The sequence below is a fragment of the Streptosporangium sp. NPDC049078 genome (assembly GCF_040648855.1).
Lineage (GTDB): Bacteria > Actinomycetota > Actinomycetes > Streptosporangiales > Streptosporangiaceae > Streptosporangium.
Genome location: NZ_JBEZEL010000003.1, coordinates 240501 through 258070, shown reverse-complemented (window position 1 = coordinate 258070; position 17570 = coordinate 240501). Strand labels below are relative to the sequence as shown.

Annotated in this window: 20 protein-coding genes; 3 read left to right on the top strand and 17 right to left on the bottom strand. The window is 71.2% G+C overall.

All coding sequences use genetic code 11. From position 1 onward, the window contains the following. Positions 1-69 precede the first annotated feature (69 nt). The 9 genes from AB0B90_RS06220 to AB0B90_RS06180 form a co-directional block, all read right to left on the bottom strand. Complete coding sequence (locus AB0B90_RS06220) at positions 70-345, bottom strand: acylphosphatase (RefSeq protein ID WP_350949346.1); 276 nt, start codon at positions 343-345, stop codon at positions 70-72. Beyond that, positions 342-1208, bottom strand: a complete 867-nt coding sequence (mutM, locus tag AB0B90_RS06215; RefSeq protein WP_350949347.1) for a bifunctional DNA-formamidopyrimidine glycosylase/DNA-(apurinic or apyrimidinic site) lyase — start codon at positions 1206-1208, stop codon at positions 342-344. Before mutM ends, AB0B90_RS06220 begins: the two co-directional genes overlap by 4 nt. 22 nt (positions 1209-1230) lie before the next feature. Continuing rightward, on the bottom strand, positions 1231-1947 hold the full coding sequence (gene rnc, locus AB0B90_RS06210; RefSeq protein WP_362921335.1) for a ribonuclease III: 717 nt from the start codon (positions 1945-1947) through the stop codon (positions 1231-1233). 244 nt (positions 1948-2191) lie between these two features. Next, on the bottom strand, positions 2192-2371 hold the full coding sequence (gene rpmF, locus AB0B90_RS06205; RefSeq protein ID WP_012894381.1) for a 50S ribosomal protein L32: 180 nt from the start codon (positions 2369-2371) through the stop codon (positions 2192-2194). 1 nt (position 2372) lies between these two features. After that, positions 2373-2924, bottom strand: a complete 552-nt coding sequence (locus AB0B90_RS06200; RefSeq protein ID WP_350949348.1) for a YceD family protein — start codon at positions 2922-2924, stop codon at positions 2373-2375. A 66-nt stretch (positions 2925-2990) separates the two neighbouring features. Continuing rightward, positions 2991-3467 (bottom strand): pantetheine-phosphate adenylyltransferase, encoded by a 477-nt coding sequence (gene coaD, locus AB0B90_RS06195; RefSeq protein WP_350949349.1) that lies wholly within the window; start codon positions 3465-3467, stop codon positions 2991-2993. Positions 3468-3482: 15 nt separating this feature from the next. After that, entirely contained in the window at positions 3483-4106 is a 624-nt protein-coding gene (locus AB0B90_RS06190) for an RsmD family RNA methyltransferase (RefSeq protein ID WP_362921081.1), read from the bottom strand. A gap of 406 nt (positions 4107-4512) precedes the next feature. After that, on the bottom strand, positions 4513-6684 hold the full coding sequence (recG, locus tag AB0B90_RS06185) for an ATP-dependent DNA helicase RecG (protein WP_362921079.1): 2172 nt from the start codon (positions 6682-6684) through the stop codon (positions 4513-4515). Between the two features lie 69 nt (positions 6685-6753). Then, on the bottom strand, positions 6754-8334 hold the full coding sequence (locus AB0B90_RS06180; RefSeq protein ID WP_362921077.1) for a DAK2 domain-containing protein: 1581 nt from the start codon (positions 8332-8334) through the stop codon (positions 6754-6756). Positions 8335-8633: 299 nt separating this feature from the next. Here AB0B90_RS06180 and rpmB point away from each other — a divergent pair, with 299 nt between their 5' ends. Further along, on the top strand, positions 8634-8819 hold the full coding sequence (rpmB, locus tag AB0B90_RS06175; protein ID WP_012894387.1) for a 50S ribosomal protein L28: 186 nt from the start codon (positions 8634-8636) through the stop codon (positions 8817-8819). Positions 8820-9004: 185 nt separating this feature from the next. Here the strand turns inward: rpmB and thiD are convergent, their stop codons facing one another. The 3 genes from thiD to AB0B90_RS06160 form a co-directional block, all read right to left on the bottom strand. Further along, positions 9005-9817 carry a bifunctional hydroxymethylpyrimidine kinase/phosphomethylpyrimidine kinase gene (gene thiD, locus AB0B90_RS06170; protein ID WP_350949353.1) on the bottom strand — a complete coding sequence of 271 codons (813 nt, stop codon included), beginning with the start codon at positions 9815-9817 and terminating at the stop codon, positions 9005-9007. Positions 9818-10176: 359 nt separating this feature from the next. Further along, positions 10177-11139, bottom strand: a complete 963-nt coding sequence (locus AB0B90_RS06165) for a hypothetical protein (protein WP_362921074.1) — start codon at positions 11137-11139, stop codon at positions 10177-10179. Between the two features lie 224 nt (positions 11140-11363). Further along, positions 11364-12320, bottom strand: coding sequence for a thiamine-phosphate kinase (locus tag AB0B90_RS06160; RefSeq protein WP_362921072.1), 957 nt, complete (start codon positions 12318-12320; stop codon positions 11364-11366). Between the two features lie 51 nt (positions 12321-12371). Between AB0B90_RS06160 and AB0B90_RS06155 the strand changes: the two genes are divergently transcribed. Both AB0B90_RS06155 and AB0B90_RS06150 read left to right on the top strand, forming a co-directional pair. Beyond that, positions 12372-12605 (top strand): Lrp/AsnC ligand binding domain-containing protein, encoded by a 234-nt coding sequence (locus AB0B90_RS06155; RefSeq protein WP_350949356.1) that lies wholly within the window; start codon positions 12372-12374, stop codon positions 12603-12605. Between the two features lie 73 nt (positions 12606-12678). After that, entirely contained in the window at positions 12679-13125 is a 447-nt protein-coding gene (locus tag AB0B90_RS06150; protein WP_350949357.1) for a DUF3515 family protein, read from the top strand. Here AB0B90_RS06150 and AB0B90_RS06145 read toward each other — a convergent pair. The 5 genes from AB0B90_RS06145 to AB0B90_RS06125 all read right to left on the bottom strand — a co-directional run bounded on the left by AB0B90_RS06145 (position 13108) and on the right by AB0B90_RS06125 (position 17535). Next, positions 13108-14226, bottom strand: coding sequence for a D-alanine--D-alanine ligase family protein (locus AB0B90_RS06145; RefSeq protein WP_350949358.1), 1119 nt, complete (start codon positions 14224-14226; stop codon positions 13108-13110). The two genes, AB0B90_RS06150 and AB0B90_RS06145, sit on opposite strands and share 18 nt — an antisense overlap. Before the next feature lie 50 nt (positions 14227-14276). After that, positions 14277-15491 carry an aminotransferase class I/II-fold pyridoxal phosphate-dependent enzyme gene (locus tag AB0B90_RS06140; protein WP_350949359.1) on the bottom strand — a complete coding sequence of 405 codons (1215 nt, stop codon included), beginning with the start codon at positions 15489-15491 and terminating at the stop codon, positions 14277-14279. A gap of 28 nt (positions 15492-15519) precedes the next feature. Further along, positions 15520-16530 (bottom strand): NAD(P)H-dependent glycerol-3-phosphate dehydrogenase, encoded by a 1011-nt coding sequence (locus tag AB0B90_RS06135; RefSeq protein ID WP_350949360.1) that lies wholly within the window; start codon positions 16528-16530, stop codon positions 15520-15522. Continuing rightward, positions 16527-16706 (bottom strand): hypothetical protein, encoded by a 180-nt coding sequence (locus AB0B90_RS06130; protein ID WP_350949361.1) that lies wholly within the window; start codon positions 16704-16706, stop codon positions 16527-16529. Before AB0B90_RS06130 ends, AB0B90_RS06135 begins: the two co-directional genes overlap by 4 nt. Before the next feature lie 106 nt (positions 16707-16812). Further along, entirely contained in the window at positions 16813-17535 is a 723-nt protein-coding gene (locus AB0B90_RS06125; RefSeq protein ID WP_350949362.1) for a lysophospholipid acyltransferase family protein, read from the bottom strand. Between the last annotated feature and the right edge of the window lie 35 nt (positions 17536-17570).

Here is a 17570-nt window from a genome sequence, read left to right as displayed (position 1 = left end):
CAGGTGGATGCACCAGTAGGCACTCTCGACAGTCAACTATACCTCATTTTGGGCGGTTTGGGGAAGCGGTCAGCGCTCGACAAAACCTTCGACACCGCCCTTGGTCTCACTCCAGCGTTCGACGACTCCGGCGACCTGGCCGGGAGTCTCACCGCCCCTGAGGAGCTCGAGCAGCCTGGCACACGATTTCTCCGGGCCCTGCGCGACCACCTCGACCCGGCCGTCCTCGGTGTTGCGCGCCCAGCCGACCAGGCCGAGCTCAAGCGCCCGCGCACGCGTCCACCAGCGAAAACCCACCCCCTGCACCCGGCCCCTCACCCAGGCGGTGAGCCGTACCTCCGTCATGCCGCGACCTTCCTGGGCCTGGGCTGGCAGCGGGGGCAACTGTAGGAGGAACGGTTCATGAACGATTCGCGGACGATCGGGGAACCGCACCTGGAGCAGGGTTCGTCGCGCCGACCGTAAACCGCGAGGGAACGGTCGAAATAACCGCTCTCCCCGTTGACATTCACGTAAAGACTGTCGAAGGATGTGCCGCCCTCCGACAGGGCCGCGGCCATCACCCCCCGGGCGGCGGCCAGCAACTCGGCCACCTTCGGTCCGGTCAGCGTCGCGGTGGGACGGGCGCCGTGCAGCCTGGCCCGCCACAGGGCCTCGTCGGCGTAGATGTTGCCGACACCGCTGATCAGCGACTGGTCCAGGAGCGCCCGCTTGACCTCGGTCTGCCTGGCGCGCAGCCGGTGGGCGAACCCGTCGTCGTCGAAGTGCCTCTCGAACGGGTCGGCCGCGATGTGCGCGATCGGCTCGGGCACCGCCCGGCCGCCGGCCTGGGTCATCCCGGTCACCAGCACGTGGCCGAAGGTCCGCTGGTCGACGAAGCGCAGCTCGGGACCGCCGTCGGCGAAGCCGATCCTGACGCGCAGATGCTTCTCCGGCGCCGAGTCCGGCTCCACGACGAGCAGCTGACCGCTCATCCCGAGGTGGGCGAGGATCGCGTCCGAGCCGCCCAGGGGCAGCCACAGGTATTTGCCCCTGCGCTCGGCGGGGCCGATCGTGCGGCCCTCCATCCGGGCGGAGAACTCCGCGGCGCCGGGGACGTGCCGCCTGATCGCCCTCGGGTGAAGCACCTCGGCACGGGCGACGACCCGGCCGGAGACCCACCGCTCCAGGCCGCGGCGTACCACCTCGACCTCGGGCAGCTCGGGCATGCGTCCCTCCTCTGGCGACGGATCAGCCGATGGATCGGCTGGCCTCGCGCCGCTCGCGGTCCTCGCGGATGCGGTTCCAGGCGGCCTCCGCGGCCTGCTGCTCGGCTTCCTTCTTCGAGCGCCCCGCCCCCGAGCCGTACCCCTCGCCACCGACGCGGACGACCGCGGTGAAGGACTTGGCGTGGTCGGGACCGCTCTCCTCGACATGGTATTCGGGCACGCCGAGCGACTCGGACGCGGTGAGCTCCTGCAGGGAGGTCTTCCAGTCGAGCCCGGCGCCGAGCGAGGCGGAGCGGGTGATGAGGGGGTCGAAGAGCAGGTGGACGACGCGGAACGCCTCGTCCAGCCCCCTGTTCACGTAGACCGCGCCGATGAGCGCCTCAAGGGTGTCGGCGAGGATCGAGGACTTGTCGCGCCCTCCGGTGCCCTCCTCGCCCCGGCCGAGCCGCAGGAATCGGCCCAGCCCCAGGGTGCGGGCCACGTCGGCGAGGGCGCGCATGTTGACCACCGCGGCCCTGAGCTTGGCGAGCTGCCCCTCGGGCAGGTCGGGGTGGTTGCGGTAAAGGGTGTCGGTGACGACGAGGCCCAGCACCGAGTCTCCGAGGAACTCCAGGCGCTCGTTGGTCGGCAGGCCGCCGTTCTCGTACGCGTAGGAGCGGTGCGTCAGCGCCCGCTCCAGGATCGCGACGTCGAGGCGCACCAGAAGGAGGCGCTCCAGCTCTTCCTTGACGAACTCCACGGCGACAGGCTTGACGCTTGTACCCACGACTTCTCCTCGCACGTTCTCTCAGCGAATGCGCGATGGCGAAGGTAGGGAAAGGAAGATGCCCGAAGATGTGGTGGGCGCCGGGAGGGCACGCGTTCTACCGCGAACCCCGGCGTCCACCACAGCCGCGGGCGAACCGCCATCGCAGAGGGCGCAGACGTTGACACCGACCGGGACCCGTGGCGGGCCCGGTCGGCATCCGTCGGTCAGAATGCGATCAGGCGGAGGGCTCGATCACCTGACGGCGGTTGTAAGTGCCGCAGGTCGGACACGCCACGTGCGGACGCTTCGGCGAGCGGCACTGGGGGCAGCTCACGAGCGAAACCGCGGCGGCCTTCCACTGCGACCTGCGGGAGCGAGTATTGCTCCGCGACATCTTGCGCTTGGGGACAGCCACGTCAGCTCTCCTGATCGTTGTTATGTTCCGGAACCAGACCTTGCAGCTTCGCCCAGCGGGCGTCGATCACCTCGTGGCCGTGGTCAGGCTCGGCATCGGCCAGCCTGACACCGCACTCCACGCAGAGCCCGGCGCAGTCTTCACCGCAGACCGGGCTCAACGGCAGTGTGAGCACCACCGCGTCGCGAAACACGGGTTCGAGGTCGAGAAGCTCACCGTCGAGAAGCGAGTCACCCTCGGCAGCATCCTCTGCCGAGTAGAAGAACAGCTCCTGGAAGTCCACCTCGCTGCGCGAGATGACCGGTTCCAGGCAGCGTGCGCACTCCCCCCGCAGCGGGGCTTGCGCAGTGCCCGTGACGAGCACACCCTCCATGACCGCCTCAAGCCGGATGTCCAGCTCGACGTCGGCGTCCTTGGGGACGCCGATCATGTCGACGCCGATGTCCGCCGGTGCCGGGAGCGCGAGATTCATCCGGCGCATCGACCCCGGTCGCCGCCCAAGATCATGGGTGGAGATCACCCATGGGGCGCGGGGGTCAAGGTGCTGAGTCATTTCGCTCTCGTTAGGCATGGCGCATCATCGCCGTCGTGCAAGGCCGAAACAAGAGAATAGCAGGGCCTAGCCCCTGAGCCGTTCGACCAGGAGTTCCTGTACGAGATCGGGAACCAGCCCGGCCACGTCCCCGCCGTACTTGACGATCTCCTTGATGCGGCTGGACGACAGGAACGAGACCTCGGGCCCGGTGGCCATGAACAGGGTCTCCACCCCGGACATCCGGTAGTTGAGCTGCGCCATCTGGAGCTCGTAGTCGAAGTCGCTCACCGCGCGCAGGCCCTTCACGATGGCGGGGATCTCCTGCTGCCTGCAGTAGTCGACCAGGAGCCCGTGGAATTTGTCCACGCGGACGTTCCCGTACTCCTTGGTGACCGTCTGGAGGGTCTGGATGCGTTCCTCCACCGTGAAGAGGCTCTTCTTCTCGATGTTGATCAGTACGGCCACGACGACCTCGTCGTACTGCCGGGAAGCCCGGCCGATGATGTCCAGATGACCGTTCGTGACGGGATCGAAGGATCCCGGACAGACAACGCGACGCAAGGTGGACCCCCTGCTCTAAGGATTCCCGGCGGCGCGACCGTACCAAACGGACGCTTCGCCGTAACGACGGACCCTCTCCTCTTCGTACCCCGCGGGCCAGACCAGACCCTTCCCCCTGCTCTCCCGCTCCACCGCGACCAGCGCGTCCTCGGCCAGCCAGCCCCGGTCGCGCAGAGACACGAGCATCGCGTCCACCTCCTCGCCGGCCAGCGCGTACGGCGGGTCGGCGAAGACGAGGTCGTACGGCCTCCCGGCGCCCCCTGTGTCTTCTGTGTCTCCGGCGTCTCCGGCGTCTCGGGTGCCCCCCGGGCCCCTCGCCAGCAGGCGCTCCACCCTGTCGGCGGCGACCTCGGCCCCCGGCAGTCCCAGCGAGGCGATGTTCTGCCTGATCGTCCGGATCGCCTTCGCGTCCGACTCCACGAGGAGCGCGTGATGCGCTCCCCTGGAGAGCGCCTCAAGCCCGAGCGCCCCCGAGCCCGCGTAGAGGTCGAGCACCCGGCACCCCTCCAGCGGGCCGATCAGCGACCCCACGGTGGAGAAGATCCCCTCCCTCGCCCGGTCACTGGTGGGGCGGGTCCCCCGCCCCGGTGGCACGGCCAGCCGCCGTCCTCCTGCGCTTCCCGCGATGACTCGGCTCACCCGGCCATCCTCTCAGTGCCGTCCGCGCCGCCGTCCACGCCGCGGGCGCAGCGGCGCCGCACGCACCCCGGCGTGTCGCGACGCATCACATAACCGCAGGTCAAAAGGGTCCTGATAGGTGATCTAGGTCAAGAGTGGGCAAGGAGTGGCGACGAAAGCGTAAGGGTCGTTCCGTCCGGTGCCGGTCCCTTGCATGATGATTCCTGCGGCCTCCAAGTGACCCAGGGGGAGGCCGACCGGCGTGATCGTGAGCCCTTCCGCACGCCGGTGCTCTCGGCACCTGACCCGGGAGTGGGCCCAAGCGGGGACGGCATTCGGGGGGAGGCCGTCCCCGCAGTTGGGCACAGGGGCCGGTGAACGCCCCCGGCCCCGAGAAGAACCCTTGGACACCTCGTCACCCGCCCCATCAGGTCTTCTCCAGATATTCCGCGCGCTCGTCCGCGAGGAGCCTGTCGATCTCGGCGCGGAGCACGGGATGGCCGGCGAGCTCGGGGTCGGCCTCCAGCATCGCCTCGGCGTCCAGGCGCGCGGCGTGGATGACGTCCTCGTCACGCAGCAGCCTGAGCATCTTCAGCGACGATCTGCGCCCCGACTGGGCCACACCGAGCACATCACCCTCCCTGCGCTGTTCCAGGTCGACACGGGACAGCTCGAAGCCGTCCAGGGTGGCCGCCACCGCGTCGAGCCGTGCCCTGGCGGGCGTGCCCCCCGGAGAGTCGGTCACCAGCAGGCACAGGCCGGGCAGCCCGCCGCGCCCGACCCGGCCGCGGAGCTGGTGGAGCTGGGAGACGCCGAAGCGGTCGGCGTCCATGATGACCATGACCGAGGAGTTGGGGACGTCGACGCCGACCTCGATGACCGTGGTCGCCACCAGCACGTCGATCTCCCCCCTGGTGAAGGCCTTCATCACCGCCTCCTTCTCCTCGGGCGGCAGCTTGCCGTGCAGCACCTCCGTACGCAGCCCGTGCAGCGGCCCGTCGGAGAGCGTCTCGGCCACGTCGAGCACCGCGAGCGGCGGTCTGCGCTCGTCGTCGGCCTTCGACATGTCGCCCTCGTCGCCCTCCAGGTCGCCGATGCGCGGGCACACGACGTATGCCTGGCGGCCCAGCTCGATCTCCTCGCGCAGCCGCGTCCAGGCCCGGTCGAGAAAGTGCGGCTTCTCCGCGGCGGGGACCACGTGCGTGGTGATCGGAGCACGGCCGGAGGGCAGCTGGGAGAGCGTGGAGACCGTGAGGTCGCCGAAGACGGTCATCGCGACGGTGCGCGGGATGGGCGTGGCGGTCATCACGAGCACGTGCGGGCGGCCGCCCCCGGCCTTCTCGCGGAGCGCGTCGCGCTGCTCGACGCCGAACCGGTGCTGCTCGTCGACCACGACCAGGCCGAGGTCGGCGAACTGGACGCGCTCCTGCAGGACCGCGTGGGTGCCGACGACGATGCCCGCCGCGCCGGAGGCCGCGTCGAGCATGGCCGAGCGGCGGGCCGCGGCGCCCAGCGAGCCGGTCAGCAGGGCGACCGCGGTGCCGCCGAACATGCCGCCGGTGGCCAGGTCTCCGAGCATGGCCGAGATCGACCGGTGATGCTGCTGCGCGAGCACCTCGGTGGGTGCCAGCAGCACGGCCTGCCCCCCGGCGTCGACCACCTGGAGCATCGCGCGCAGCGCGACGATGGTCTTGCCCGCGCCGACCTCGCCCTGGAGCAGCCGGTGCATGGGGTGGGGCAGCGCCAGGTCGGCCGCGATCTCCTCGCCCACCTCGCGCTGCCCCTCGGTGAGCTCGAACGGCAGCCGCCCGTCGAAGTCGGCGAGCAGCCCGCCCGAGATCGCGGGCCGGGGCGTGGCGGGCCAGGAGGCCGCGGCCATCCGGCGCTGCAGCAGCACCGCCTGGAGCAGGAACGCCTCGTCGAACCTGAGCCGTTTGCGCGCCCTGGCCACGTCGGCGTGGTCGCGGGGGCGATGGATCGCGAGCAGCGCCTCCGACAGGCCGGGGAGCCGGTGCCGGGCGCGCAGCTCCGCGGGGAGCGAGTCGTCGAGCTCGCCCATCGTGTCGAGGACGACACCCAGTGCCCTGCGGATCGCCCAGGGCGTCACGTCCTTGCCCGCCGGGTAGATCGGCACGAGCGCGGCGGCGAACTCCTCCGCGCCCGCCTCGCTCTCCTCGATCATCTCGAACTCGGGGTGGGAGAGCTGCCACTTGCGCTTCTCGCCCTGGCCGAAGGCGCCGACCTTCCCCGCGAACATGCCGCGCCTGCCCGGCTTCAGCCGCGTCTCCGCGATATGGGACGTCTTGCCGAAGAACGAGAGATAGATCTTGCTGCCCCGGGCGTCGGCGACCTCGACCTCCAGCCAGGTGCCGCCCTTGTTGCGCATCGGCCTGCGCATGGCCCTGGTGACCTCTCCCACCACGGTGACGTGGTCGTCGACCCGAAGATCGTCGAGATCGGTCAGCTCGCCCCGTTCGGCGTAGCGCCGCGGGTAGTGCCGCAGCAGGTCGCCGACGGTGCGCAGGTCGAGAACGCTCTCCAGCAGCTTGGCCGTCTTGGGGTCAAGCGCCTTCGCCAGCGGCTCGTCGAAGCTCGTCACCCCCGTTTTCTACCGTGTCGAGGCGACAGAATTCACCCGCCACGACGTACCCGGGCACCCGGCGCCGTCTCACTCCACGCCGATGAGCAGCGGGTAGCCGCCCTGCCCGCCCTCGTAGCGGACCACCTCGATGTCCGGCCTGGTCTCGGCCAGATACTCGGCCACGGCGCGGGCGAGCCCCTCCGGCGCGTCGGCCCCCTCCAGGACGGTCACCAGCTCACTGCTCGACGAGACCATGCGGCGTACGACCTCCAGCGCGGTCGCCACCAGGTCCGTGCCGATCAGCGCGGCGTCGCCGTCGACCACCCCCAGGACGTCGCCGGGCGAGGTCAGGCCCGCGCTCGTCATCACCTCGCGGTCGGCCACCCAGACGTGCCCGTGGCGGGTGTGCGCGGCGGCCTCGGTCATCGCCACCACGTCGTCGTCGAATCGGCGCAGCGGGTCGTGGACGGCGAGCGCCGACAGGCCCTGCACCGAGGCCCTGGTCGGGAGCACGCCGACCACCAGGCCCTCCTCCCTCGCGACCTCCGCCGCGGCGGCCGCGACCTCGCGCGTCCCGCTGTCGTTGGGCAGGACCACGACCTCGGAGCCCGCCTCGCGGATGGCGGCGAGCACCGTCGCCAGCGGAGGGCTCGATCCGGGCTCGCGCCGGACGACCACGGCCCCGGCCTCCTCGAACACCGCCGCCAGCGCGGGTCCCGCGGCCACCGCGACCACGCCCCTGCCCCGCGCGGCCGGATGGATCCTGCCCGAGCCGACCAGGTACGTCACCTTGATCCGGTGGGGACGGCCCAGCCTCGTCGCCGCCTCGATCGCCGCGCCGGCGTCGTTCACGTGGACGTGGACGTTCCACAGGCCGTCCCCGCCCACGATCACCAGCGAGTCGCCGAGCGCGTCGAGCTCCTCGCGCAGCGCGGCGACCTCCTCCTGGCCGGCGTCCAGCAGATACATGACCTCGTAGCCGGGCCCGTCTTCGCCCTCCCCCGCCGCGGTCTCGGGGACGACCCGGTGTGCCGGAGCCGGGATGTCCACCCGCCCGGTGTAGGAGTCGGTGACGACGGCGGCGAGGCTCTCCAGGATGATCGTCAGACCGGCGCCGCCCGCGTCGACCACCCCGCCGCGGGCCAGCACGTCGAGTTGCCCGGTGGTACGGCCGAGCGCGGAGCGCGCCTCCCCCGCCGCTCTCCTCGCGACCGAGGCGAGGTCCTCCCGCCCGTCGCGCACCGCCGTCGCCACGGCCGCCAGGACGCTCAGGATCGTGCCCTCGACCGGTCTGGAGACCGCGGCCCGGGCGAGTTCGGCGGCTCTGACCAGGCCCCGCCCGAGGTCCGCGCCGCGTCCCTCGGCCTCCCAGAGCACCTCGGCGAGGCCGCGCAGCGCCTGGCTGACGATCACCCCCGAGTTGCCCCGGGCGCCGAGCAGCGCCCCCTGCGCGAACGCCCGCCAGGTGGCCTCGGCACCGGCGTCGGCGGGCAGCCCGTCGAGCGCCTCCGCGGCGGAGAGCATGGTCAGGTGCAGGTTGGTGCCGGTGTCGCCGTCGGGTACCGGGAAGACGTTGAGCGCGTCGATCTCCTCGCGCGCCCTTCCCAGCGTCTCCGCCGCGAGCCGTGACCACCTGCGCACCGCGGGCGGGTCGAGAACCTGCAGCATTCCTGCCCTCCTGCTCTCCCACACCTGCTCACGCCCGTCCTGGAACGCGCCGACCGCCCCCTGGAGGTCGGAAGGCGGCCGATGTCCCGGCGCGAAACCCGCTTCTGCTCGCGCTCGTCCCGTGATGCGCTACGGTTGCCTCCGGAGATTATCCCCGTTCGACCGTTCGCCGCGGTTCGCGTTCGCGTGCAGGGCCGGACATCGGATATCCTCGTGTGGCCAGCCGGCCGTCCCGGCGTGCCCGATGATCGCCGCCAGTGCGGCGGATCGAGCCTCTCGACTGATATAAGGAGCGAACCGTGGCTTCCGTCTGCGACGTTTGCGCTAAGAAGCCGACCTTCGGCAACAACGTCTCCCACTCGCACCGCCGCACCCGCCGCCGCTGGAACCCCAACATCCAGCCCGTGCGCGCAGTGGTGAACGGCACGCCGAAGCGGCTGAACGTGTGCACCTCCTGCATCAAGGCCGGCAAGGTCACCCGCTAGCCAGACCTTCGCGAAGCCCGCCGCCCTCTCGACAGGGCGGCGGGCTTCGTCGTTCCCCGAGGGTTTCCCTCCCGTTCACGAGGTCCCTCCGATCCGGGCCCGCCCGTCCGGGGAACGCCCTGCCCCGGAAGCCGCCCCGCTTCCGAGGTCGTCCCCGTGTGAAAGGGCGTGGGGGTCCGTGAGGGTCAGGGGGAGACGCGCAGCCGCCAGGCGTGGTCCACGGGGCCGATGCCCGCTCCCAGCGGGAAACCGTGCGCGATCGCGCCGGTGACGTACGCCTTCGCCTTCTCCACGGCGGCCGGGACGTCCTCGCCGAGGGCGAGGTGGGAGGCGATCGCGGAGGCCAGCGTGCAGCCCGTGCCGTGGGTGTGCCGGTTGTCGTGGCGCTCCGCGCCGAAGCGGAACTCCCGGGTGCCGTCGGTCAGCAGGTCGATCGGGGCGCCCGGCAGGTGGCCTCCCTTGATGAGCGCCCACCTCGGCCCGAACTCCAGGACCGCGTCCGCGGCCCGGCGCAGGTCGGCCTCGTCCTCGACCTTCATCCCGGTGAGCTGCAGGACCTCCCACAGGTTGGGGGTGACCACCGTGGCCGTGGGCAGCAGGCGCGACTTCACCGTCTCCACGGCCTCGGGGGCGAGGAGCGCGTCGCCGTGCTTGGAGACCCCGACGGGGTCGACCACGACGGGCACGTCCAGCCTCGCCAGTACTTCGGCCACCGTCTCCACGAGTACGGGCGAGGCGAGCATGCCGGTCTTGACCGCCTGTGCCCCGATGTCACCGAGCACCGAGTCGAGCTGGGCACGTACCGCCTCGGGAGGAAGCTCCCAGTAGCCCTGCACGCCCATCGAGTTCTGCGCGGTCACCGCGGCGATCACACTCATGCCGTGTACGCCGAGGGCCAGCATGGTCTTCAGGTCGGCCTGGATGCCCGCGCCGCCTCCGGAGTCGGAGCCGGCGACGGTCAGCACGCGAGGGGGAGTCAAAACGGTCATGTTTCCCATCCAACCAGTCGCATCCAACCGGCGTCGTCCACCCGCGTGCCTCTGGACGTCGATGTCCGGCCCGATGACTCGTCGCCCACCGACGAGCCCGCCCCCGAGCCCCTCGTCGTCCACGCGGCGCCGCTCCGGCCGCGAAGCGCTCCCCTGGCCTTTCCCGTCCCCGGCGCGGGACCTCTCGACACCGCTTCCCGAGACGACGCTTCCCGAGACAGGGACGCCTCCCCCCGGAGGTTCTCGCCGCTCCAGAGCCCTCTGAGCGGCTCTCTGCCGGTTTACGGTGGAAACAGGATCCTTGACCGTCTACGGCTTCATTGGGGCCGTGTGGGCGGTTTGGAGGGCTGTGCCGTGAGCGCCCCCGGTCAGGCGACGGAGCACTCTCCCTGGTCGCTCCGGCAACTCGCCGGGATCTCCGCGTCCCCGCTCGCGGTGAAGGTGACGACGAATCTCTCACCGGCCCTCAGGTTCTTCCGCGACTCGATCACCAGGTCGCCGTCGACCTGCTCCCAGCCGGCTCCCCGCACCGAGGAGATCTCACCGCTGACCGGCAGGCTCACCGTCAGGTTCGCGACGTTCTCGTTCGCGGCGACCACGAGTTCGACGGTGTAGGTCCGCGAGCTCTCCCGCACCACGCCGGCGCCGACCGTGATCGCGGCGCCCCCCGCGGACGGGGGCGCGACGAAGGTCGTCTCACTGGGCGCGGGATCGGGTCCGGCGCTGCTCAGGGGCTGCTCGGCGGGGGCCGGTGTCTGTTCGCCGACGACGAGGGGCTCGGGGGCGGAGCCGGGCTCGTCGGTGGGTGACGAGTCGTCGGGCCGGGCGTCGACGTCCAGGGGCGCGCGGGTGGCCTTCGGCGTCGGCGTGGGCCGTGGGGTGGAGGTGGTGCCCCCGTCTCCCCTGCGGGGGGAGGGCCGGTCAGGTGCGGCCGTGGGCCTCGCCTTCTCGTCCTCGGGCTCCGGAGTCTCGTCGCCCGGCTCCGCGGGTTCGTCCTCCGGCGCCGGTTCCTCGGTGGGCTCCTCGGCGAGGCCGGTGTCGTCCGCCTCCGGTAGCGGCTGGTTCGACGCCGCGACGCAGCCGGCGGGCGGGCAGTCGGCGGGGCTCTCCGAACCGGCCAGGGCCCGGACGCCGACCACGGTCCCGCCCAGCACCACGGCCACCGCGGCGACGATCAGCAGTGCCTTCCTGACCCGTCCGCCGGATCCCTCTTCGTCCTCGGGCCACGGGTCGAGCGCGGTGGAGGTCGCTGACGTCGCTGCCGTGTCGGACGGCTCGGACTCCGAGGTCCATCCCGATCCCAGGAAACCCGTCCGGGTCTCGGCGCTCACCGACTCCTCGGGACGGAGCCGGCGCCCGAGCGGCTCGTCCCTGGGACCCGGTTCCGGAGTGGGCTCCGGCCTGCGTTTACCCCGGTTCGGGAGAGCCTCTTCCCCGTTCGCGCCGTGGCGGCCCATGTGGCCCCTTTCTCGAGGGAATCTCGACCGCCCATCTTCATACCAGTTAGATAACCGTTTGTCGCAATTTTCACAAACATCACAGGAAGTGGTACATGTCACTCCCGGAAGTGATCCCAGCCTCCGTGATCAAGAAGAAGGCCCTTGACCTGCACACCTTCCCCCTCGACGACGTGACCCACCACGTTCCAGCCCTCCGGGAGCCCCAGGTGAGCGGGGAAGGTCGCGGCGAGGGCGTGGTCGTCGCCGCCGGAGAGAATCCACTCCAGCGGATCGACGCCGAGCAGCCGGGCGGCCTCCCCCATCACCGGCGGGACGGCGAACGCCTCCGGGTCGAGGACGAGCGCGGTCCCGGCCGCCGCCGCCACGTGGCCGAGATCCTGGAGCAGGCCGTCGCTCACGTCGAGCATCGCGGTCGCGCCGAGCGCGGCGGCCTCCGGGCCGCGTGCGTAGGGGGGCAGCGGGCGGCGGTGGGCGTCGATCAACTCCGTCGGTCCCGTCGATCCCGCGCGAAGCAGCGCGAGCCCGGCCGCGGCGTACCCGAGGCGGCCCGCGAAGGCGACCACGTCACCGGGACGGGCCCCCGAGCGCGTGACCGGTGCCCGGCCGCCCAGGTCGCCGAGAGCGGTGACGGCGACCACGACGAGGTCGCAGCGGGTGATGTCGCCGCCCGCCACCGCGGCGCCGACGAGATCACACTCGTCGCGGAAGCCGTCGGTGAGGTCGTCCAGCCAGCCGGTGGTGGCGTCGGCGGGCAGTCCGAGACCGACGACGAGACCGGTGGGGTCGGCCCCCATCGCCACGACGTCGGAGAGATTCTGCGCGGCGGCCTTACGGCCGATGTCGTAGCCACTGGACCAATCGCGGCGGAAGTGCCTACCCTCAATCAACAGGTCGGTCGTGACGACGACCCGTCCGTCGGGAGCGCTCACCACCGCGGCGTCGTCCCCAGGACCGAGCAACACGGCCCTACCTCGTGGCAAACGTCCGGCAATACGTGCAACAACCCCGAATTCGCCGAGATCTCCGACTGTGATGACGCACCTCCCGTTCATCACAGGGTACGGTGGCCCTTCGGCACTGATCCAATCGCCCGGGAGGTCGCTATGGTGCAGGCCTACATCCTTATCCAGACCGAGGTCGGCAAGGCCGCGAACGTGGCGTCGGAGATCTCCGGTATCTCAGGTGTCACCCAGGCGGAGGACGTCACCGGGCCGTACGACGTCATCGTGCGCGCCGAGGCCCGCAACGTCGACGAGCTGGGCAAGCTCGTGGTGGCCCAGATCCAGGGTGTGGAGGGGATCACGCGTACGCTGACGTGTCCCATCGTCCACATCTGAGTTCGCGAATCGAGCCGGCGCCCGGTCTCACGTCCGGGTTCCCGGCTCCCGCATCCGACCCATGGAACGTGACATGCCACTGCGGTTCGCCCGCCGGACGGCGTGCGCCTGCGCCCTGCTGATCCTGGCGGGCTGCGGCGGCGCCGTCCGGGTCGAGCCTCCGACCCCCGAGGGGCCGGCCGCCGCCGCCTGCCAGGCGCTCGCCGAGCGGCTCCCGCGCACGCTCGACGGCGCGGACCGTACGGAGTCCACCCCCGCCTCCCCCTACGTCGCCGTGTGGGGGGAGGCGCGCATCGCGCTGCGCTGCGGGGTGCCGCGACCGGTGACGATGTCACCGACCGACCAGGTGCCCGAGATCGACGGGGTGGCGTGGTACGCCGACCCGGCCAGGCCGACGCTGTTCACCGCGATCGGCAGGGAGGCCTACGTCGAGGTGACGATCGCGCGGGAGCACACCCCGCAAAACGTGCTGATCGACCTCGCGGCCCCCATCAAGAGCGCCCTACCGCAGACCGGGTGAGCGTTCGAGCGCGAGCCGGATCAGCCGGTCGACCAGCTCGGCGTAGGGCACCCCGGTGGCGGCCCACAGCTGCGGCGCGACCGACATCGAGGTGAACCCCGGCATGGTGTTGATCTCGTTGACGATCAACCGCCCGTCGGGGGTGAAGAAGAAGTCGACCCGGGACAGGCCCTCGCAGCCCAGCGCCTCGAAGGCGCGGACGGCCATCGCACGCAGCTCCTCCGCGGTCTCCTGGGGGATGTCGGCGGGCACGGACAGCGACATGTCGTCCCCGAGGTACTTGGCCTCGAAGTCGAAGAACTCGTGGTCGCCGTGGACCAGCACCTCGCCGGGCAGGCTCGCCCTGGGCGCCTCGTCGCCCGGCGACTCCAGCACCGCGCACTCGATCTCGCGGCCCGTGACGGCGGCCTCGACCAGCACCTTGGGGTCGTGCTCGCGGGCGAACTCGATCGCCCGCTCCAGCTCCTCCAGGTTGGCGGCCTTGGAGATGCCCTGGCTGGACCCGGCGCGCGCGGGCTTGACGAAGACCGGCCAGCCGAGCTCCTGGACCTCCTTGAGGACCCGGCCGCGGTCGGTCCGCCAGTCGCGGTCGCGGATCGTGACGTACGGGCCGACGGGCAGGCCCGCGGCGGCGAGCACCAGCTTCATGTAGGACTTGTCCATGCCGACCGAGCTCGCCAGCACCCCGGAGCCGACGTAGCGGACCCCCGCCATCTCCAGCAGCCCCTGGATCGTGCCGTCCTCGGCGAAGGGGCCGTGCATCACGGGAAAGACGACGTCGACCTGGCCGAGCTCGACGGGAATGCTGCCGGGGTCGTACGCCACCAGCGAGCCGCCGCCCGCCGTCGACGCGGCGAGCGCGAGGGTCGCCCCCGCCGCGTCGACGGCGGGCAGCTCACCGCTGTCGATCTCGTAGCGCTGCTCCCCCGAGGCGAGCACCCACCGGCCGTCCTGGGCGATCCCGATGGGGACCACCTCGTACTTGGATCTGTCGATGGCCTCCAGCACGCTTCCCGCCCCGAGAATGGAGACGGCGTGCTCGGAATTGCGACCGCCGAAGACGACGGCGACCCTCGGTAGAGGTTCGTGCTGCTCACTCATGATGACCGAATCTACCCCCTGTTAGGGGGCAATCCAGCTGTTAGACGCGCCTACCTACCCGATGTGGGTAATGAGTCGAGCGCCTTGGTCACGTCCATGATCAGATCCTCGGCGTCCTCCAGCCCGATGGAGAAGCGGACCGCCGCCGCGTCGACCCCGGATCCCTCACCGAGCCGCCCGTGGGCGGCCGAGGCCACGTGCGCGGCCTTGGTGCGTGTCCCTCCGGCGGAGGTGGCGATCGGGACGAGCTTGAGCGCGTCGGCGAGGGCCACCCCCGCGTCGTAGCCGCCGCGCGGGGTGATCGTCACGCAGGCGCCGTATCTCGTGCCCTCGGGGCCTGAGTCGAACAGGTGCCTGGCGAGCTGGTGGCCGGGGTGTCCCGGCAGTCCCGGGTAGTCGACCCGGCGCACGGCGGGATGCTTGGCCACGGCGGCGGCGAAGACCATCGCGGTGGAGCACATCCGGCGGACCCGCAGCGTCAGGGTCTCCAGACCTCGGCGGAGCAGGAACGCGTCGTCGGGGGAAAGGGTGCCCCCGGTGTCGATCCTGACCTCGCGCAGCTGGGCGATGAGGTCGGGACGGCCCACCGCCACGCCTCCGGCGCAGTCGTCGTGGCCGCCGAGATACTTGGTCGCGGAGTGGATCACCAGGTCGGCGCCGTGTTCGAGGGGACGGCACACGATCGGGGTCGCGAAGGTGGAGTCGACCACCAGCAGCGCCCCGGCGGCGCGGGCGATCCGGTAGAGGCCCCGGATGTCGGAGACGGCCATGGTGGGGTTGGACAGCGTCTCCGCATAGATGATCTTCGTGTTGGGTTTGATCGCCGCCCGCACCCGGGACAGCTCGCCGTAGTCGACGAAGTCCGCGCCGACCCCGAACCTGGCCAGCACGTTCGTGATCAGCGAGTGGGTCCCGCCGTACAGCGGGGTGGGGGCCACGATGTGCGCGCCCGCGCGCAGGAACGTCATCAGGACCGCGTTGACCGCGGCCATCCCCGAGGCGAACGCCTGGCCCGCCACGTCCTCGGGCGCCGCGGCGCCCTCCAGGGAGGCCACCGCCGAGGCGAAGGAGGCCGTGGTGGGGTTGTCGGCCAGGCCGTAGGCGTATCCGGGGCTTTTGTCGTCGAACGCCTCGGCGTACTCGGCGGAGTCACCGAAGTGCCACGCGGAACTGCGCCACACGGGAGGGCCGAGCGGGTCCTGCGGCGGCGGCTCGGGAGCGGGCAGGTGCACCGACCGGGTGTTCTCGCCCTTGCGTCTGCGCATCCGTCTGTTCATCGACCACGCCGTCCGTTCACAGGCCGTACCGTTCCGGCTTGGGAGTCCGCGACATCAGCAGCACCGCGGCCTCGCTGGGGGGCATCGCGTCGTGGACGACGGCCACCACCACCTCGGTGATCGGCATCTCCACATCGTGTTTTCTGGCCAGTTCGAGCACCGACTCGCAGGACTTGACCCCCTCGGCGGTCTGTTTCGTGGCGGCGATGACCTCGGTCAGCGTCATGCCTCGCCCCAGATTCTCACCGAAAGTACGGTTCCTCGACAATGGGGAGGTGCAGGTCGCCACCAGATCACCCATGCCCGCGAGGCCCGCGAAGGTGTGCGGGTCCGCGCCGAGCGCCGCGCCGAGCCGGGAGATCTCGGCCAGGCCACGCGTCATCAGCATCGCCCCGACGTTGTCGCCGAGTCCCATCCCCGCCGAGATGCCGACCGCCAGGGCGATCACGTTCTTGACGGCCCCGCCGAGCTCGACCCCGATGACGTCGGGGTTGGTGTACGGACGAAACCAGGGCGGCAGGTAGCAGGCCTCCTGAAGTCGCTCCATCGCCCGCTCGTCCGTGCAGGCGACCACGGTGGCGGCCGGCTGGCCCCTGACGATCTCACCGGCCAGGTTGGGTCCCGACACCACCGCGACGCGTTCCTCGGGCACCTCGGCGACCTCGCGGATCACCTCGCTCATCCGCTTGGTGGTGCCCAGCTCGATGCCCTTCATCAGGCTGACCAGCACCGCGCCGGGCGGCAGGTGCGGCTTCCAGCGGGTCAGGTTCTCCCGCAGGGTCTGGGAGGGCACCGCGAGCACCACGAAGTCGGCGCCTTCGAGGGCCTCGGCGGGGTCGACGGTGGCGCGCAGGGTCTCGGGCAGCACCGCGCCCGGCAGGTAGTCGGGGTTCTCGTGCCGCCGGTCGATCGCCTCGACGATCTCCGGCTTGCGTCCCCACAGCGTCGTCCGGGTGCCCGCCCCGGCGAGGATCATGCCGAAGGTCGTCCCCCACGAGCCCGTGCCGAACACGGCCGCCTTGGTCATCGGTTCTCCTCGGGCGTGGAAACCTCCGCCTCGGGGCGGGCGAGGAGGCGCGCGGCGCCGTACGGCTCCGCACCGGGTCCGGCGATGACCAGGTCACCACCGGGGTGGCCTGCGGCGTCCTCACCCCCCGGACGGCGGGAAGGCGAAACGCCTGCGGAGTTGCTGTAGGACCTCAAGGGATTTCTCCTGGCGGGCGACCGATGGTGAATCAGGAACTCTCACGGGCGACCGTGGGAACCCCCTCCCCCTACGGAGGGGGGATGTCAACACCGTACGCCGAAGTCAGTTGTCGGACGGTCGCCTGAACGGCGTCTCGGGTGCCTTCTCCCCGCGAATCTCGGCCAGCTGGGCCGTGATCGCCGCCATGATGTCGGCGGTCGCCTCGCGCAGGACGTCGGCGGAGGGCGGCTCCCCCTCGCGTCCCGCGTACTTCGACAGGTCGACCGGTGGCCCCGTCTGCACACTGAACGTCTTGCGCGGCAGCAGGCGGGGCCTCTTCGCGCCGTACGGCAGGATCTCCTGGGCTCCCCAGTGGGCGACGGGGATCACCGTCGCGCCGGTCGCCAGCGCGAGCCTGGCCGCGCCGGTCTTGCCCTCCATCGGCCAGAAGTCCGGGTCGCGGGTGCAGGTGCCCTCCGGGTAGAACATCACGCACGCCCCGGCGGCGAGCCGCCGCTTCGACTCCTCCAGCGAGCGCGCCGCATCGGCGCTCCCCCGGTAGACCGGGATGGCCTGCATGACCTTCACCAGGTGACCGACGAGCGGTACGGAGAAGAGACCCGACTTGGCGAGGATCACCGGCCAGCGGCCGTGGTTGTAGAGGAAGTGCGCGACGAGGATGGGGTCCAGCCACGACAGATGGTTGGTCACCATGATGATCCCGCCCGTCCTTGGGAGGCGGTCGCTGCGACGCCAGTCCTTCTTGACCAGGAGCCACGAGATCGGCTTGACGATGACGACGGCGAAGGCCACCCAGAATCGCGAAGGCCATCCGGGGCGTCTCATGGGCTCCTCCATCCGAGCGGGGTGCGCCTCAGTCT

Coding starts and splice junctions, on each gene's coding strand:
- AB0B90_RS06220 (WP_350949346.1), bottom strand. CDS start 345: ATGACGGAGGTACGGCTCACCGCCTGGGTGAGGGGCCGGGTGCAGGGG.
- thiD (WP_350949353.1), bottom strand. CDS start 9,817: ATGGGAAACATGACCGTTTTGACTCCCCCTCGCGTGCTGACCGTCGCC.
- AB0B90_RS06125 (WP_350949362.1), bottom strand. CDS start 17,535: ATGAGACGCCCCGGATGGCCTTCGCGATTCTGGGTGGCCTTCGCCGTC.
- AB0B90_RS06140 (WP_350949359.1), bottom strand. CDS start 15,491: ATGCGCAGACGCAAGGGCGAGAACACCCGGTCGGTGCACCTGCCCGCT.
- AB0B90_RS06150 (WP_350949357.1), top strand. CDS start 12,679: ATGCCACTGCGGTTCGCCCGCCGGACGGCGTGCGCCTGCGCCCTGCTG.
- AB0B90_RS06160 (WP_362921072.1), bottom strand. CDS start 12,320: ATGAACGGGAGGTGCGTCATCACAGTCGGAGATCTCGGCGAATTCGGG.
- AB0B90_RS06155 (WP_350949356.1), top strand. CDS start 12,372: ATGGTGCAGGCCTACATCCTTATCCAGACCGAGGTCGGCAAGGCCGCG.
- AB0B90_RS06180 (WP_362921077.1), bottom strand. CDS start 8,334: ATGCTGCAGGTTCTCGACCCGCCCGCGGTGCGCAGGTGGTCACGGCTC.
- AB0B90_RS06200 (WP_350949348.1), bottom strand. CDS start 2,924: ATGACTCAGCACCTTGACCCCCGCGCCCCATGGGTGATCTCCACCCAT.
- mutM (WP_350949347.1), bottom strand. CDS start 1,208: ATGCCCGAGCTGCCCGAGGTCGAGGTGGTACGCCGCGGCCTGGAGCGG.
- AB0B90_RS06135 (WP_350949360.1), bottom strand. CDS start 16,530: ATGACCAAGGCGGCCGTGTTCGGCACGGGCTCGTGGGGGACGACCTTC.
- AB0B90_RS06145 (WP_350949358.1), bottom strand. CDS start 14,226: ATGAGTGAGCAGCACGAACCTCTACCGAGGGTCGCCGTCGTCTTCGGC.